This is a genomic window from Treponema ruminis (genome assembly GCF_014201975.1).
In the GTDB taxonomy this organism is placed as follows: domain Bacteria; phylum Spirochaetota; class Spirochaetia; order Treponematales; family Treponemataceae; genus Treponema_D; species Treponema_D ruminis.
Map to the genome: position 1 here is coordinate 215,239 of NZ_JACHFQ010000003.1, position 15,418 is coordinate 230,656.

Consider the following 15,418-nt stretch of genomic DNA (forward strand, 5'->3'; position numbering starts at 1 on the left):
CAAGAGGGGAAAGCCTTCCCCTCGCTCCAGCCCGCACAGCGATCTTACGCTACCCCTTCTAGCGGGGATACCCCGCAACGCCCCCACCGACATCAATAAAAATCTAACATCAAAATATTTATTTTAAGAAAAATAAATCTACTTCTTTATTATTGAATCCTGTATTTTATCTATTTCTTTATCCATCTTTTCTATTGATTTTTGTATGAACTCTATATCTTTTGCCTGTTCTGCATTTTGAACTTGCATATTATTAACTGTCGCAGAAGTAGAAGATAAATCCTCTTTAAGTTCGGAAACTGTTTCTTTTATATTTGATATATCTCGTGAATGTTCTCCACTTTCTCTATTTAGATTTATAGTAAGCAATGAAAAAATGCCAATAACAATTGCACTTATTATAGTTGCAACGATTCCAGCAACATGCTCCTTACAAAAATCTCCAACTTTGCTAGTAAATGGAGCTTTTTGAACAGTATCATCATTTGGATTATCAAGAATTCTTGTTGAATCAGATTTATCAAAATCTAAACTTTCATTAGTTGTCTCTTCATATTCTGAACGAGCTACCGATCTTTGATAAAAATCTCTTTGTGGTTTAGATTTTCCTGAATGTGAATTTCTATCAGACACTTTTTATATCTCCATATGTATTATTCAAAAATCCAATAATATGGTTATTAATATATTTTTCAGCATTATCGATAAAACTATTATATTCTATCTGACTAGCTTTCTCTAACATAGGAGAATAATAATGCTGATAGTCTATAGATAAAAACAATTCATCAATATTATTCTTTTTTATTATATTGACAATAACATTGTCATAATCATTTACATTTTCTTTTACTAATGATGTAATTATTGGAATTCGTTTTGAAAACTGTAAATTAATATCATTAACTTCTGAAAATCCTCGCCCTACCGTTCCAGAAACAAATTTTTCAATTATGTCTTTATCTTTTAATATATACCTATTTACAAATCCTAATCTATCAATATGTCCTATTGAATAATCACGCATTATTGTTTTTAAAATAGTATTATTAAAAGCATCAACACCATCCTTAAATGGTAGAGTCTCTAAATTTTGAATATCTAATACAAAATTAGAGGTATTGATTGTTAATTTGTTTTGAGCTCCATTTTTATTATCAAAACTCCAAAGAACATCCTCCTCTCTATTTGTATGCTGAATATATGGAAAAACTTTTGCCTTAAATTTTGAATTTTTCGATTGCAAAATATTATCTACAATTGCTCCTAAATTATCTGCTATTGTAAAAGTTTTCCTGTAACGAATTCCTACAACATATCCGACTTTACTTGATTCAAGTTCTGTAATCATTTTATACCTCGTTTAAAATATAATAATTTCTTGTTAATTTTTCTACATTCCAGTTATACGAGAAATTACCAACTGCTTTAATTCTTGCAGTTTAGCAATTTCATTAAAATTTGTCGTAATAGATTCATATATTATTTTAAATTGTTGATTCAGCATTGAACAGTTTTCTTTATTTGGAATCCTAAATATCATTTTCTCCAAATCACGAACTGGTAATTGTGGTTGTGCAGAGCCACTTCTAAATCGCTCAATTTCTTTTTTCATAAATATGCTACGTAATAAAGCATAAAGAACAAAAACTGAAATTTTATTTTCATTTGGACGAATAATTAACATTCCTGAATTTATTCTAACATTTTTATATTGTATCATCTCTGTATAAAGTGCAACATTACCAACCGTACCTCGTGAAGTTAAAACAATATCATTATATGACAAATGACCTTTCCTTAAAGATTTATCCTTTTCTTCCGTTATAAATTGACATTTATCGAAATTGAAACCTTTTTCAGTTACATTTGATGCATTAAGAAAAAGACAATACTCGTCATCATAAAAATCTGAAAGAGTCGGATAATTTGAACCTCTGTCACCATCTATAAATTTTGCTATTTCACCTAATGTAATCTCTGTATTTTCATTATTACACGATTTCTCAAATAAACATTGTGCCGTCTTTTCCAGATTTTCATTTATCTTCTGCTTAAGCTGGATGCGTTTTGTGATGGCGTTGTAGGTGTTTACGATTTTTTCTTGTTCTTTTAGGTCGGGAACTGGAAGTTTCATATCACAAAAATCTTCCCATGGCATACTTCCGCGAACACCACCTACTGCAATATATGAGGCTTCTCTATCAAACTCAGTTCGCATAAACCACATTGCAAGATAATCTGGTAAAACTTCGTTTGTATTTTTTATTCTAAAAATATAATAAGCAGGTGACATTATTGCTTCATCATAATCCTTAAGACAAGCAATTGGGATTTTGCCATCACGACTCACCTGCATAAGAGAACATGCAAAATCATTTTTTCTGATTACTTGATACTTTGTAAGATCTGTTCCGATTGTATTAGCTACAGATTTGATAAAACATTTATCAATACTAACTCCAATCAAATTCTGAACTTTACCATCTTTATTTCGTTCATCAATGAGTTCTACAATTTCTCCAAGCTTTTTATAATTCGCACTCATCTACTTTTCTTCCTCATCTTCCAAAAAGACAGAAGCTTTTGTATCTTCTGTAAGCCCGATGCCGTCTCTTGCATTGAGTGGCGTAACGACTTTCTTTCCTGTTTTCAACTCAAGTTCAATGCGAGCATTTTTGGCGATGCTTGCACCGTCTACAGCATTATTTACATGGTCACTAAAATTTTTAGGGTCGTTGGATTCAGAGATTTCTTTTGTGGAAAGCTCTGCCAGCATATTCAAAACAAGTTCCTTGTTTGTCATGTTATCGCGCAAGTTCTCTTTTTTAAGACCTTTGTATTCCTTGTACTCTTTTGCAGTTTTGCCTGCCCATGTTTTATAGATTATGTCCGTAAGTGTCGCAAACTGAACGCCTTCTTTTAAGCCGTGCTTTTTCCATTCGTCAGTAAGGTCTTTGCGGATTTCTATAGATTTGAGCCGCTGGTTTATCCAATTTTCCGAGTATCCCAAGGCCCTGTATTCTGTCAAAGCCCGCTGAATTCCCTGCTCTGGGTCCTGCATTTCATCAAGTCGTTCTTTTGCAACCTGGGCCATCCAGAGTTTAAATGGCTCGGCCTTTGGAGAAGGAATTGATTGAATCAGGCGGAAAAGCTGCTCGGTATTCATGCAGTCGGTCTTGTACATTTTTCCGTCGGAAGATGGCATTTTCAGTTGACTACAATTTGTAGTCAACTCACTTCCTTCTGCTTTAAGACGAGTTTTTAATACACTCCAGTATTTTCGTGGATTCGGACTTTCCGTCAAAACGGCAACTACATCCACAACCGAAAAATACCATTCTTCGCTTTCTTTATCCCAAAGGGTGCGGACTTTTTTGTCTTCAAATAGTTTTATCTGTGTGTTTTCTGTCATTCAATCACTTCCCAGTGGCCGTTTTTATCTGCGCCTACTCGTTTGAGTAAATTCATTTTTTCAAGTTTTCTAAGATTTACTCTGACTGTTTCTCGTGTCCGGTTTATCTTTTCTGCTAAATCATCATAGGTATAAGATGGGTTTTCTTTTAGAAAACTTATCAACTTAGCTTGTACTTTATTTACAGGCAGATTTACAGGCAGGTTTTTATCATTTACAGGCAGATTTTGCACCGAACTTTTTTGATTATCTCCGAACTTTTCGATGTATTCATCATAATCAATATGGGTAAAGCGTTTTTTGAGTTCGTTGTTTTCGCCAAGCAGGATATTTCTGAAAAACTTTTCCAGATATTCCGTATTCATATAAATGCCTTTCTGCATGTTTGTATAATTCGCGCGTACCAAGGCATTTCGGAAGTACCAGCTGTGTTTTTCAAAAGGTTCATTGTTCACATTAAAACCTAGCGAACGAAGATATTTGATTGTAAAAACGGCTGTTGTTCGTGTGTTCCCCTCTCCAAATGGATGAATCTGCCACATGTTCGCAACAAATCGTGTAATATGCTTTACAGCATCTTCCTTTGACAATTTGGAATAGTCAAAGTTTTTTTCTGTTTCAAAATCATATTTCAGAGTTTCGTTAATAAGATCGGCATTGGCATACAAAACTGTGTCACCATTCAAAACCCATTCTTTTTTTGTGATGTTGTAGTCACGAAATTTTCCGGCTTTTACTTTATAAAATACACCTTTGAATAAACGCTCGTGAATCGATAATAATTGATTAGGAGTAAAACTAAAAGATTTTTCAGAAAGCAGTTCTGTAATTCTAGTTGAGACTTTATCCGCTTCTTCTGTGTCATCATCATCTTCAGTGCGGGATGTTTTTGATTCGTAATAAGAGTCTATAATTTTTTTTGCTTCTTCAATAGAAATCTCGCCTTCAATGTTCCGCTTTGCAGTTTCATACAAATAAGGAGACGGCGTAAGTCCATCAACCTGCTGCAAGCCAGTCGCAATTGACCATGCGATGCTTTTTTCTTTTTTATCAGGCTCGCCTTCGCGAATGTAGGATTCAAAATCTATTTCAAAAGGATTTTCTTTTTTCACTATTTGCTCCTACAGTTTAATCTCGTAGCCCAAATCTTTGAAAACACCAAGCAGTTCTTTTTTGCCTTCTTCTTCCTGTTTGAGAAGGTCTGTCAATTCTGATTGAAGAGCCTTCATTGCTGAATCATAGTCCTGTGTTTCATCGCGGTTTACAAATTCAATGTAGCGGCTTGGAACAAGATTGTAGCCTTTTTCTACAATTTCCTTTTTATTTGCGCTGTAGCAGAATTCAGGAATGTCTATGTAAGTTTCGCTTGCTCCGGCCTGCTGCCATGCGTGGAAAGTTGATGTTACTTTGTCGCGGTCTTCCTGAGTAAGTTCGATATACTTCTTTTCAAAAGGACTTCCCATCTGGCGAAGATCCATAAAGAGAACTTCATCTTCACGGTTGCGGTAAGTTTTGATTTTTCCATTCTGTTCAACAGTTCGGCTCTTTTTGTTTTTGTTCAAAATCCAAAGCGTTACGGAAATATCAGTTGTATAAAAAAGGTTTCTAGGAAGAATTACAATTGCTTCTACAAGATTGTTTTCTATGAGCTGCTTACGGATTTCTAATTCCTGTCCTTCACCGCTTAATGCTCCGTTTGCAAGAAGGAAGCCTGCGGTTCCGTTAGTGCTGAGTTTTGAAACCATGTGCAAAATCCAGCCGTAATTTGCATTGCTTGTTGGAGGAACTGTATAGCCGTTCCAGCGGGCATCGTTTACAAACTCATTTTCTGCACGCCAGTCTTTCTGATTAAATGGTGGATTTGCCATAATGTAATCAGCTCGTAAATCTTTATGAAGATCGTTTGTAAAAGTGTTTGCAGCTTTCTCACCAAGGTCACAAGGAATACCACGGATTGCAAGATTCATCTTTGCAAGCTTATAGGTTGTAGTTGTTCCTTCCTGACCATATACAGAAATGTCTTTTGAGTTTCCTGCATGATTTTCTACAAACTTAAGCGACTGAACAAACATACCACCAGAGCCGCAACATGGGTCATAGATTTTTCCCTTGTAAGGTTCAATCATTTCTGCAATCAGATTTACTACAGATTTTGGTGTATAGAATTCTCCCTTTCCTTTACCTTCCTGAAGAGCAAATTTTGTAAGGAAATATTCGTACACACGCCCCATAATGTCGTTTTCTTTGTCTGCATTTGTCTGAATATTGTTGATTTCATCAAGCAGAGCCGCAAGTTTTGAAACATCAATTCCAAGTCTGGAATAATAGTTGTCAGGAAGCGCGCCTTTTAGAGACGGATTCTGTTTTTCTATTGTGTTTAATGCCGTGTCAATTTTAAGGGCAATATCATTCTGTTTTGCATTTTGCATGATGAACGACCAGCGGCTTTCTTCCGGCACAAAGAAAACATTCTTCATTGTGTAGAATGACTGAACATCGATATATTTTTTTTTGCCTTCATCCTTTAGTTCCTGACGGCGGGTATCAAATTTATCATTAACGAATTTTAAGAAGATAAGACTTAATACAACGTGTTTATATTCTGCAGGTTCTACAGTACCGCGTAATTTATCACAAGCTCCCCAAAGAGCGTCTTCAAAGCTGACCTGTTTTTTATTTTTTGCCAATTTTCAATTCCTTACACTCTATTATACCACGACTTTCACAAAATTTCACTCTCAAAACTTGCTTAGTTTCACTCGCGAAACTTGCATAGTTTTCCCCATGAAACCAGTAAAGTTTCACACATAAAACCTGTAAAGTTTTCCCCCAAAAACCAGCAAGTCTCCCCGTCCAAAACCAATAAGCTCCCATAACTGACTCTAACAAGCCCCATTTTGCAAGAATTTCCACCAACAGACTCACTAAACTACTAGTTTTGGGAGCGTTTTTTTCTGCTATCTTGATTTATGTCAGCAGGGAGATTTGTAGACAAACTTCTACATTTGACAGGATTTTTTTCTGTTATCTTTAGTGACATCGGGGCGTTGCCCTGAAATAAATCCCACCCAGGGAACCGTCACCCTTAAAAATGACGGAAGGACATTTTATGGTAAATATTGCAACAAAACGCGAGACAAACTTCGCGGTGACACTAACACCGTGCAATTTCAAGAAGAACACTTACATCGCTCATGTGCCTAGAAAGACGGTCACTACAGACCAGATTCTTGACCTTGTGGCGACACACAACCAGGGAATCGACCGCTATCAGGTCGGGCACGCGATGGAGCTGCTCAAAAAGGAAATTCTTGAGCAGGCGGAACTGGGCTTTGCGGTAGACATCATGGAAATCTGCAAGCTCTACATCGCGCCGATTTCTTCAGTGAAGTCGCTCACGCCGGAAGCGGAAAGCGTTACTGGATTTGAGGCTAGATTTGCCGCAAATGACGGTCTCAAGGAAAAGCTCAAGACTGTCACAGCTTCGGTAACGGCTGTCGTTGACTCAGCTCCGCAGATTTCACAGATTGAAAATCCTGTGGACGGCTCTTCTGACGGAAAGCTTAGGGCAACCTTCAGCGCAAGGCTCAGGGGAAAGAAGCTTAAGGTTGGTGGAGAATCTGGCGGAATCTATTTTATTCCGCTTGAAGAAGATGGTAGTGCTAATCAGGACGAAACATCATGGATAAAAGTCCCGGATGACTTCGTGACTAAGAATACAGGCACATGCCTTGAATTCTATCTTCCGCGAACGATTCCGACCGGGAAAAGCTATTTCATTGCCGTAAGGACTTCAATCCGCGGTAAAACGGAACTGAAGACCCCGATTACAGGTTTCAGCAGAATTCCTGTTACTGTAGAAGAATAAAATTATGCGGGCGGGAGTGCAATTTTCACTCCTGCCCTGCTTTCTTTTTTATGGCGTTTCTTTTCCTTAAATGCTAAAATATTCCGATATCATTTTCCGGAGGCCCGCCTTGCCGACAGTAAAGTTTCCTTCTATTACAATCATTCTTTGCTCTGTATTTTTAGTATTTTCTGGCTGTGGCAGCTCATCTGATGAAGCTTCAGAGGTTCCCTTCATTCCAAGCGGTAACTTAGGAAAGAACATCACAATCGACGGAAAGACTTTTCTTAAGACCTCATTCGCCACCGTGATTGAAAAGGGTTCTTCCGTAACTATTCCTTCAGAAAAATATCCCCGCACAGGCAACGTCTTCATCTGGGACAGAACCGTTACAATAAACAGCTATGAAATTTCAAGATTCGAAGTGACTCAGGATCTCTATGAATACGTAATGGGAAGCCTGCCCCACGACGACAGCGACAGCCGCTACAAAAATGAAGTTCAGAAATACAGGCCTGTCACCGGAATGAGCTGGTTTGACGCCGTAGAATTCTGCAACAAGCTCAGCAGCCTCTGCGGATACGAATGCGTTTACACCATGACCAAAATCAGCCGCAAAAACAAGAACTCCTACATCCAGTCAGCAAACGTCACCTGTGATTTTTCCAAAAACGGATTCCGACTGCCGACAGAAGCTGAATGGGAATTTGCCGCAAGGGGAGCAGGCAAAACAAGCACGGACTGGAACTACAAGTATCCGGGCTCTGACAACCACAAGAAAGTCGCCTGGTCAATCATGAATTCTTCCGGCTACAGCGATGATGACGTCCTGCTAAGGACTCACGAAGTCGGCTTAAAGCAGCCTAATGCGCTCGGCCTTTACGACATGGCAGGAAACGCAGGAGAATGGTGCCAGGACTACTGGAAGTGCAAGCAGCCCGGCTATGAATCTACAATTCCAAAGGGTGACACTTACAGCTACATAAATCCGGTTGAGCACGCGGGAACTTTTACGGATCCTGTCGTCGATAAATCCCAGTACGCTTCAAGGGTCGTCCGGGGCGGAAATTACTCTTCCACAGCGGCATACGTTGCAAATGACAACCGCTATTTTTCCTATCAGTACCAGAGCGCCAAAAACACCAGCACTCCGCAGACAACGGCAGGAATCAGGCTGGTAAGGCGGCCCTAATTAACCTTGATTCCGTCGAAGGCTTCCTGCAAAATTAATGCGCGAAGGTAGTTGGTTTTGAGGCTTTTGTTTTCGGCTATGTCTGCCGGGAAATTGAATTTCTTGCTTTTGAGAACGAACTGAAGGTGACCGTCCTGGACTCTGTAAAGAAGGGCGCAGAGTTCTGAGTCGCTTATTCCGCTGAAAAAGCCAAGATTCTTGCCCCACTTTATGTCGGAGATTATTTCGATTGCCTCGCGGGCATCAATCAGTGAGGCGAACTTTTCTTTTGAATATGAGCGGTAAATCCTGTTTCGAAGCTCCGTCTGCCTTGTCCTGAGCACTACGTTTCTTTCTCGCCTCTCGTTTTCGGCAAGATATTTTACTGCTGACACGAGGGATGCAATCTGATCGAGCTCTGTTCCGTTTCCGGCAGTCTTTGTTGAAATTTGATAGTAAAAACCAAGTGAAGATGAAGGAAGATTTCCCGCACCGAAGCAGTCGCTTATGAGTATTTCCTTTGAGTTAAATGAACTGAAAAGGTCGAGGATTTTCCCAGAGAATGAAAGTGAAGGAAGGTGAACCCGGCAAGAGACCTTCATTCCGCTTCCGCAGTCAGAAATGTTTGAAGTAAGGTAGCCGATTTCGTAGTCGGCGGCAAACTGAAGGGTGTTCTGAAGCTCGTCGTCAAGGCAGGCAAGCTGGTCAAAGGCGCCTTTTCCGTCAAGACCGGGCACGAATGAAGCAAGCCTCAAGTGATCCTTGTTGTTGACCTCGCATGCGACCTTTCCGTCTGTGCGGACTATTATGCCCCTGCCGTTTTCCTTTGCAGAAGAAGAATCGAGCACTCCCCTTTCTTCAAGAATTGTAGCTCCCAGATCGTCAAGCTCGCTTGCAATCACGCCCTGATACCTGTCCGGCTCCTTACAGTGAGAAAATGAATCGAAAACAAGGGTCTGGACGCGGAAAGCATCGTCTTCCTTGAATTTGCCGGGAAAGGGAAAATTTGCAAGGTTTCTGGCAAAACGGACTCGCGTAGAAAGGACGACGTCGTTTTCCGGGCCGTTAAAGGCGTACCATGCGTCGCTTGAGATATTTGTTTCTGATACAGACATTAAGATTCTCCGCCTGCAACCGGGGATTTTTCGAGTGCCTTGAGATAGTCGCGGTAAACGGCTGCCTTTTCATAATCTTCACGCTTCAATGACTCTTCGAGCTTTGCCTGAATTACGATGCGGTCTGTGAGGACTGAACGGAAATTTTTGAGGCGCTTTGGAAGGGTTCCCTTGTAAGGAGGAAGGACGCCGATTTTTGTAAAGACATCGTTGATTTCCTTCTTGAAGATTGAATAGCATTCCGGGCAGCCGGCGGTTTTCGTCATGGTGATTTCATTGATTGAGATTCCGCAGACAGGACAGAGACGGTTATCGGCTTCCTTCTGGCGATTTTTTGCACGTCCAAGGATTGAATCAAAAAGAACTGCAAGGGAACGGCCGATTGTCTTTGAATCCGGAGAAATGCCGTGTTCGCGGGCACATTCAAAGCAGAGATTGAGTTTTCGTTTTGTATTTTCATTGGACTGCTCTATAAAAAGAACAGCCTCGTTTTCACCACATAAATCGCAGAGCATAAATTAATTATACCATAAAGGCAGGGGTTTGTCGTCATTTTTTAGGAAAAATGTTTTGTCCAATTATCGCAATAGTAACAATTGACTTTTTAACAGAATGTGCTATTATTTAACAAGTTGGAGACCCGAGACCGCGCTAGGGAGTTCCGAAAGGATTGGCTTGTCGGCGCCTTGCCTAATTCCAACATCAAATGCCGCCTTTGGCTTATGTCAAGGCGGCGTTATTTTTTACAGGGATTTTTTTCCAAACAGGATTTTTATTCTTAATAAAGGTTCGTCTCGTCGGTAAAGCCGTTTTTACATCATAAAATTCACCGTCAGGCATTGGAGTTAGTTCCACATACGCCATGACATCATTCTTGCCGTATTTATACAACAACAAGTCCATACCATTCTCATATATTTCATCAAAATCTCCGCAAACAGCTTCAACCAAATCACGTGCACACTCAAAACCAGCAGCCCGCATTTGTTCAAGTCGTGCAGGTCGTTCTATGTGTTTTTCACCGAAGTTACCTTTATTGTCTTTTTCCTCAATGCCGATTCTCAGCCGTATTTTCCCAGCCTGCCGTTTGATGGATTTTGCAATTTCAGGAGTTATCTCTCCAAAATCCCTGCTTCCTTTTTTGGTTAAAACATATTCACCATCATGCTGTACAGGCTCAAAAAAATTGTCCATAGTCTATTATTTTCAAAAATCATTAGATTTTCAGCGCCAGTCCAACCTCAAGCCCGAATTATGGTAAAGAAAATAAAAAACTAAAAAGGCAACACAATAAATCGCACTTACAAAAAGAGATGTGATTTCGTTGGAAATATTTTCAGTGCGATATGCTTTACAAGTTAAATATAGTGAATTTTATGCCATCCGACAAGAAAAAGTTCAAAAGCCTAATATTCTTTACATACAAAAGGGGGAAGTCTCCCCCTCGCTCCAACCGCCTACGGCGTTTTCCGCTACCCCCTCTGCGGGGCAGTTCAACTAACATCTCGCCCCGCAACGCCCCGGAAATATATATTGTTTACAAATCTTTCTTAAATAAATCTTCTAATTCTTCAAAAAACTCATTTCGTAATTTTAGCGCACGAGCTTTTTGCTCATCTGATAAATGATGACCAATTTCGCTGTCTCGTTTACAAAATGCTGAAAAAGAATTTAATTCTGGGATTTTTTTCATCAACTCACCATACTTGGCAAAATAATTATCAACGAACTCTGCAGTATTCGGAAATAATTCTATCAACAAATCTCTTCGAATTCTTTTCTTTTCTAAATCATCTCTTAATCTGTCGCTATCACTTCCAATACAAGAACCAATTGATTCTGCGATTTTATAAGCAAGGTCTGTTTTATTCAAAAATCTAAAGTATTTATTTTCAGCTATCAAATAAAATAATAGAGTGATTATAAAACTGCTTAGAAGTCCACCAAAGAGAAAACCTAGAATATCAAGCACATATTTACAATTATTTAACATTGCATATATGAATAGTGCAAGAATGAAAACAAAAATCGTCAAGCTTGATACCCAAATACTAAAGTAAAATAATTTGTTTCTTCTCATGTTAAACTTTCCTAAAGAATTTAATTTTTTATTAATAAACGATTTCACCATCTGAACAATAGACCGTTACAGGATTATGAGAGTTTCCTAACCAATTCAGGGCAGAAACACTTTGTATTTTTTCCCATTGTTCTTTTGTTCCAGTGTAATAAATCGAAATTAATTTTGGAGTATCAGAAAAAGCTTCTCCACACAAAGACTCTAACTTATCATATAAATATATACATTCCAAACTACTTGCTCCCGTAAAAGCATGAGGTTGTATGCTGGTTAGGTTTCGTGGCATTATAACACTCTTTAAATTTATACAGTTTTCAAATGCAGAATCATAGATAGTCGTGACATACACAGGAAGCGCGATACCTACAAGCGCAACACAATCTTTAAATGCCCACTTATTAACTATACATTTATTATCAGCAGACTTCTTAACATTTCGTAACTCCAGTGTTATGCCTGTTAAATCTTTCAATTTTTCTGCTAGTTCACAATGATAAATTCTATTTCCATATTCATTAAAACTAAAATCAATATAATCGTCAGTTGCAACAACTGTATTAGATAAAAGATTTTCATTGCAATGGAACATCCGTTTTGTATGAAAGATATATGTATTTCGAGTTATTCCATCTTGTGCCGTTATTGTAAGAAGAACATCTTGTATTGTACTATCAAGAGAATATTCTTTTAAGCAAAATTCATCATTATTACTTGATATTTCAGTATTGCTTGATGCAGTAACTGTAGCGTTAGAATCTATAAGCCGACCGTCAAGCGAAAAACCATGAACAGTTTCTATTCTTTTACCACCAGAATATTTTCTCACCGTTCTACAATAATACTCTATATAATATTCATGGATGTCTGGTGAAAATGTAATTCTATTTCTGTCCTGGGCATTATCATATATAGAGTAACTATATTGGTCTGATATCGATAATTCCGCCAATGTTGCAGCATGAGAAAGCTCTTTCCATTTTGCATAAAGTGTTATATTTTCCGTCCTTGAAGTATCGATTTTTGTTATTGGTTCGCCGGAAAAATCTTCATCTTCATACCAACCATCAAATCCATAATAATACTCTCGATTTGGCTCTTGAAGGTCAAAATATTGGGTTAAATGATTGAATGATTCAACTGGTATATCCGAAAAACTTGCCTTATTATCTTCATTATCATTCAATACATAGGTAATATGATAAACCTCATTCAGACTATCTATAATGCGCTCAGCCTCACTCACCAAATCACTCGCAATAACGACAATTTCCCGCCAAGTCAAAAGCTCTAAATCATCAGAATAAAGAGTAATCAATGCTCGATAAGAGCCTACTGGAAGTGCATTTTCTGAATAACATACTTTTCCATCACTAATAGAAAGATTTCTTGTTTCAAATCCGTCTACAGAATTTCCATTTATATTTTGCAAAACAGCCTTTGCAGATGTTACTTTGTCCGCATTCTCTGCCTCAGAAAAATCCAAAGAAAGAGAAAAAGAGCCTTTGGATGTACCAGAATCAAAAAGTTCCAGCTCAAATGATATTGTATTTTCACCCTGAACAATGCTCTGAGTTTTTGTGGCTTTGTATGTCGAACCGCCTTTTTGGGCTGTTAGCGTAAAAGTCCATTCTCCGACATTCAGATTAATTTTGGCCTTTTGCAAATCAGAAAAAGAAGTGTAATATCCTAAAGTATTTTCATAATTTTCGTATCGATAATAAGAATTTGAATTATATTCCCAATTTTTATAATAATCATTTTCGCTGATTATTCCACGAAGATAAAAATTACTTAAATCTTCCAAATTTCCTAATTGTGGTAAAACGGTTCGGCTAGAATCAGCCAGAGATATTTTTAGAGTCGCCAGGCGTTCCCCATCGTCAGATAGGTTTTCCTTTTCTGTTAAATTGTTGCAAGAAAACAACAAAAAAGCACAAATCGAAAAAAATACAGAAGCTATCTTATTGAATTTCATAATTTCTACACCTTACTCTATTGTAATCTGTGCTGTATACGAAAAATACTTTCCATTTTTTTGAGCTTCCAATTCAAGAATATACGAGCCTTTTTTCAAGCTTGATATATCAAGAGAATATTCGTGTTCTGTTTTCACACGTTGATTTTCAAAATACCATCCAAGTATCGTGTAACTATCATCAACTGAGAAGGTAATTTTATTGTCATTATCCCGTCTTGATACTTCTATATCGGATTGAGGAGAAACTGTAATCGAAATTAAGTTTTTACTAACAGGCTTCCAAATTGCATAAAGCGTAATATCAGAATGAATTTTAGACTGATCGGAATCACTGCTTGAAATCGGATAATATCTTTTTCCGTTTTCATCTTCCCAACCTATAAATTTTGAAAACTCCTTCGCAGGAATTGTCGAATAATCTGGCCTTGAACCATAATCGACAGTTTGAGGCTCAAATTCCGAACCACCTCGTGTATCAAATTTCACGGTATAGCTATTGATTTTCCAACCTGCAGTTAAGATTATATTATTTACAATTTGGGTCTTAAAATCAAAAAGTTTGGAATCTTCTGAATACCAACCGGTAAATGTATAACCTTCTCGTTCTGGTTCATCCGGTTGTTCTACAGTAGAATTGTATTCAACATCTTTTGTAATTGTTACCTCACTATCAGAATCGAAATATTTCTTATATTTAAAAGTAACCGTATAAATATTGATTTCCCACTTAGCATAAATTGTCATATTTACTGAAACAGGTTTATCGAAATCAAAAGGTGTCGTAAAACCTTTATCTATAAACCAGCCCATAAATGTATAACCAGTTTTAGTGGGATTTAGAGGCTTAAAGGCCATAGCCCCGACAGCAACTATTTGAAAAGGAATTTCTGTGCCTCCAGCTGTCTCAAATTCAATAAGGCGTTGATTGGCTTCCAATTTAATATTGTTGGTGTCTGTTTCCTTTTGATTTATTTCTTCAGATGACTCATTATTCTTACTTTCATCATCCATATCAGTTTTAGATGTTTCTTTTGACTTTGAATCATCTGTTGGATTTTCTACTACTTTGGAATCTTCGCTATTTTTATTATCACTTTCGTCAGCTTTAGTATCAGATTCCTTTTTTTCATCTACATCAACTTCAGATTTGTTTTTATCATTTGAGTCATTCTCAACACTTTCTAATTCATCAGTTTTTTCATTATTCTTAGTTTTATCATCTATAGTCGTTTCAGATGTATTTTTTAGCTTTGAATCATCTGTTGGATTTTCTACATCCTTGGAATCTCCGGTATTTTTATTATCACTTTCGGCAGTTTTATTCTCAGACTCCTTTTTTTCATCTAGACCAACTTCCGATTTATTTTTATCATTCGAATCATTTACAACACTCTCTGATTCATTAGAGTTTTCATTATTCTGACTTTCATCATCTATATTAGTTTTTGAGGGGTCTTTTGACTTTGAATCATAAGTTTCATTTTCTACACCTTTAGCATCTTCAGTATTATTATTATCATTTTTAGAGTCGTTCTGCTTATCTGTATCATTTTTTTCATCTGATGTTTTTTTAGTAGTATTTTCTATATTTGCGAGACTACTTTCATCACTATCGGAATTGTCTTTGCACGAATTAAAACCAGCAAAAATAAGAAATAGAAAAATAACCAATTTAACCGTATTTTTCATAGTAATACCCCACAAATTATAGAAATCAAGGCTGAATACAGTCATTTTCATTACACATTATAAAACTAAATAAGTTACTTTTCAAGAAATTTCAATATTTTATACAACTAATTTGGTTACATA

General features: G+C 37.4%; 14 protein-coding genes. 2 read left to right on the forward strand and 12 right to left on the reverse strand.

All coding sequences use genetic code 11. From position 1 onward, the window contains the following. Positions 1 to 138: 138 nt before the first annotated feature. Genes HNP76_RS05360 through HNP76_RS05385 form a run of 6 tightly spaced genes read right to left on the reverse strand, consistent with a single transcriptional unit; the run spans position 139 to position 6,102 of the window. Positions 139 to 633, reverse strand: a complete 495-nt coding sequence (locus tag HNP76_RS05360; protein ID WP_184658247.1) for a hypothetical protein — start codon at positions 631 to 633, stop codon at positions 139 to 141. After that, positions 626 to 1,351 carry a hypothetical protein gene (locus HNP76_RS05365; protein WP_184658249.1) on the reverse strand — a complete coding sequence of 242 codons (726 nt, stop codon included), beginning with the start codon at positions 1,349 to 1,351 and terminating at the stop codon, positions 626 to 628. The genes HNP76_RS05360 and HNP76_RS05365 overlap by 8 nt, the downstream gene beginning before the upstream one ends. 42 nt (positions 1,352 to 1,393) lie before the next feature. Further along, on the reverse strand, positions 1,394 to 2,548 hold the full coding sequence (locus tag HNP76_RS05370) for a restriction endonuclease subunit S (RefSeq protein ID WP_184658251.1): 1,155 nt from the start codon (positions 2,546 to 2,548) through the stop codon (positions 1,394 to 1,396). After that, positions 2,549 to 3,415, reverse strand: coding sequence for a BRO-N domain-containing protein (locus HNP76_RS05375; protein ID WP_184658253.1), 867 nt, complete (start codon positions 3,413 to 3,415; stop codon positions 2,549 to 2,551). Next, positions 3,412 to 4,527, reverse strand: a complete 1,116-nt coding sequence (locus HNP76_RS05380) for a Fic family protein (RefSeq protein WP_206173032.1) — start codon at positions 4,525 to 4,527, stop codon at positions 3,412 to 3,414. The genes HNP76_RS05375 and HNP76_RS05380 overlap by 4 nt, the downstream gene beginning before the upstream one ends. 9 nt (positions 4,528 to 4,536) lie before the next feature. After that, positions 4,537 to 6,102: a type I restriction-modification system subunit M gene (locus HNP76_RS05385; RefSeq protein ID WP_184658255.1), complete on the reverse strand. Its 1,566-nt coding sequence runs from the start codon at positions 6,100 to 6,102 to the stop codon at positions 4,537 to 4,539. 422 nt (positions 6,103 to 6,524) lie between these two features. On the opposite strand from HNP76_RS05385, the gene HNP76_RS05390 reads away from it, so the two are divergent. Together HNP76_RS05390 and HNP76_RS05395 are read left to right on the forward strand one after the other, a co-directional pair. Further along, positions 6,525 to 7,283 (forward strand): DUF4469 domain-containing protein, encoded by a 759-nt coding sequence (locus HNP76_RS05390; protein WP_184658257.1) that lies wholly within the window; start codon positions 6,525 to 6,527, stop codon positions 7,281 to 7,283. Between the two features lie 109 nt (positions 7,284 to 7,392). Then, a complete protein-coding gene (locus tag HNP76_RS05395; RefSeq protein WP_184658259.1) occupies positions 7,393 to 8,454 on the forward strand; it encodes a formylglycine-generating enzyme family protein in 1,062 nt (353 codons plus the stop codon). On the opposite strand, the gene HNP76_RS05400 is transcribed toward HNP76_RS05395, so the two are convergent. From HNP76_RS05400 to HNP76_RS05425, 6 genes are all read right to left on the reverse strand, one after another. Continuing rightward, on the reverse strand, positions 8,451 to 9,548 hold the full coding sequence (locus HNP76_RS05400) for a hypothetical protein (RefSeq protein WP_184658262.1): 1,098 nt from the start codon (positions 9,546 to 9,548) through the stop codon (positions 8,451 to 8,453). The genes HNP76_RS05395 and HNP76_RS05400 overlap by 4 nt on opposite strands. Next, a complete protein-coding gene (locus HNP76_RS05405) occupies positions 9,548 to 10,063 on the reverse strand; it encodes a UvrB/UvrC motif-containing protein (RefSeq protein WP_184658264.1) in 516 nt (171 codons plus the stop codon). Before HNP76_RS05405 ends, HNP76_RS05400 begins: the two co-directional genes overlap by 1 nt. A 205-nt stretch (positions 10,064 to 10,268) precedes the next feature. Continuing rightward, positions 10,269 to 10,742 (reverse strand): hypothetical protein, encoded by a 474-nt coding sequence (locus HNP76_RS05410; protein ID WP_184658266.1) that lies wholly within the window; start codon positions 10,740 to 10,742, stop codon positions 10,269 to 10,271. A 343-nt stretch (positions 10,743 to 11,085) separates the two neighbouring features. Continuing rightward, on the reverse strand, positions 11,086 to 11,628 hold the full coding sequence (locus HNP76_RS05415) for a hypothetical protein (protein WP_184658268.1): 543 nt from the start codon (positions 11,626 to 11,628) through the stop codon (positions 11,086 to 11,088). Between the two features lie 31 nt (positions 11,629 to 11,659). After that, complete coding sequence (locus tag HNP76_RS05420; RefSeq protein WP_184658270.1) at positions 11,660 to 13,603, reverse strand: leucine-rich repeat protein; 1,944 nt, start codon at positions 13,601 to 13,603, stop codon at positions 11,660 to 11,662. Between the two features lie 12 nt (positions 13,604 to 13,615). Further along, complete coding sequence (locus HNP76_RS05425) at positions 13,616 to 15,346, reverse strand: InlB B-repeat-containing protein (protein ID WP_184658272.1); 1,731 nt, start codon at positions 15,344 to 15,346, stop codon at positions 13,616 to 13,618. Positions 15,347 to 15,418 lie beyond the last annotated feature (72 nt).

Bases quoted from the DNA above. Each gene is read 5' to 3' on its own strand.
- HNP76_RS05425 (WP_184658272.1), bottom strand. From the start codon at position 15,346: ATGAAAATGACTGTATTCAGCCTTGATTTCTATAATTTGTGGGGTATT.
- HNP76_RS05410 (WP_184658266.1), bottom strand. From the start codon at position 10,742: ATGGACAATTTTTTTGAGCCTGTACAGCATGATGGTGAATATGTTTTA.
- HNP76_RS05365 (WP_184658249.1), bottom strand. From the start codon at position 1,351: ATGATTACAGAACTTGAATCAAGTAAAGTCGGATATGTTGTAGGAATT.
- HNP76_RS05370 (WP_184658251.1), bottom strand. From the start codon at position 2,548: ATGAGTGCGAATTATAAAAAGCTTGGAGAAATTGTAGAACTCATTGAT.
- HNP76_RS05415 (WP_184658268.1), bottom strand. From the start codon at position 11,628: ATGAGAAGAAACAAATTATTTTACTTTAGTATTTGGGTATCAAGCTTG.
- HNP76_RS05400 (WP_184658262.1), bottom strand. From the start codon at position 9,548: ATGTCTGTATCAGAAACAAATATCTCAAGCGACGCATGGTACGCCTTT.
- HNP76_RS05390 (WP_184658257.1), top strand. From the start codon at position 6,525: ATGGTAAATATTGCAACAAAACGCGAGACAAACTTCGCGGTGACACTA.
- HNP76_RS05405 (WP_184658264.1), bottom strand. From the start codon at position 10,063: ATGCTCTGCGATTTATGTGGTGAAAACGAGGCTGTTCTTTTTATAGAG.
- HNP76_RS05375 (WP_184658253.1), bottom strand. From the start codon at position 3,415: ATGACAGAAAACACACAGATAAAACTATTTGAAGACAAAAAAGTCCGC.
- HNP76_RS05420 (WP_184658270.1), bottom strand. From the start codon at position 13,603: ATGAAATTCAATAAGATAGCTTCTGTATTTTTTTCGATTTGTGCTTTT.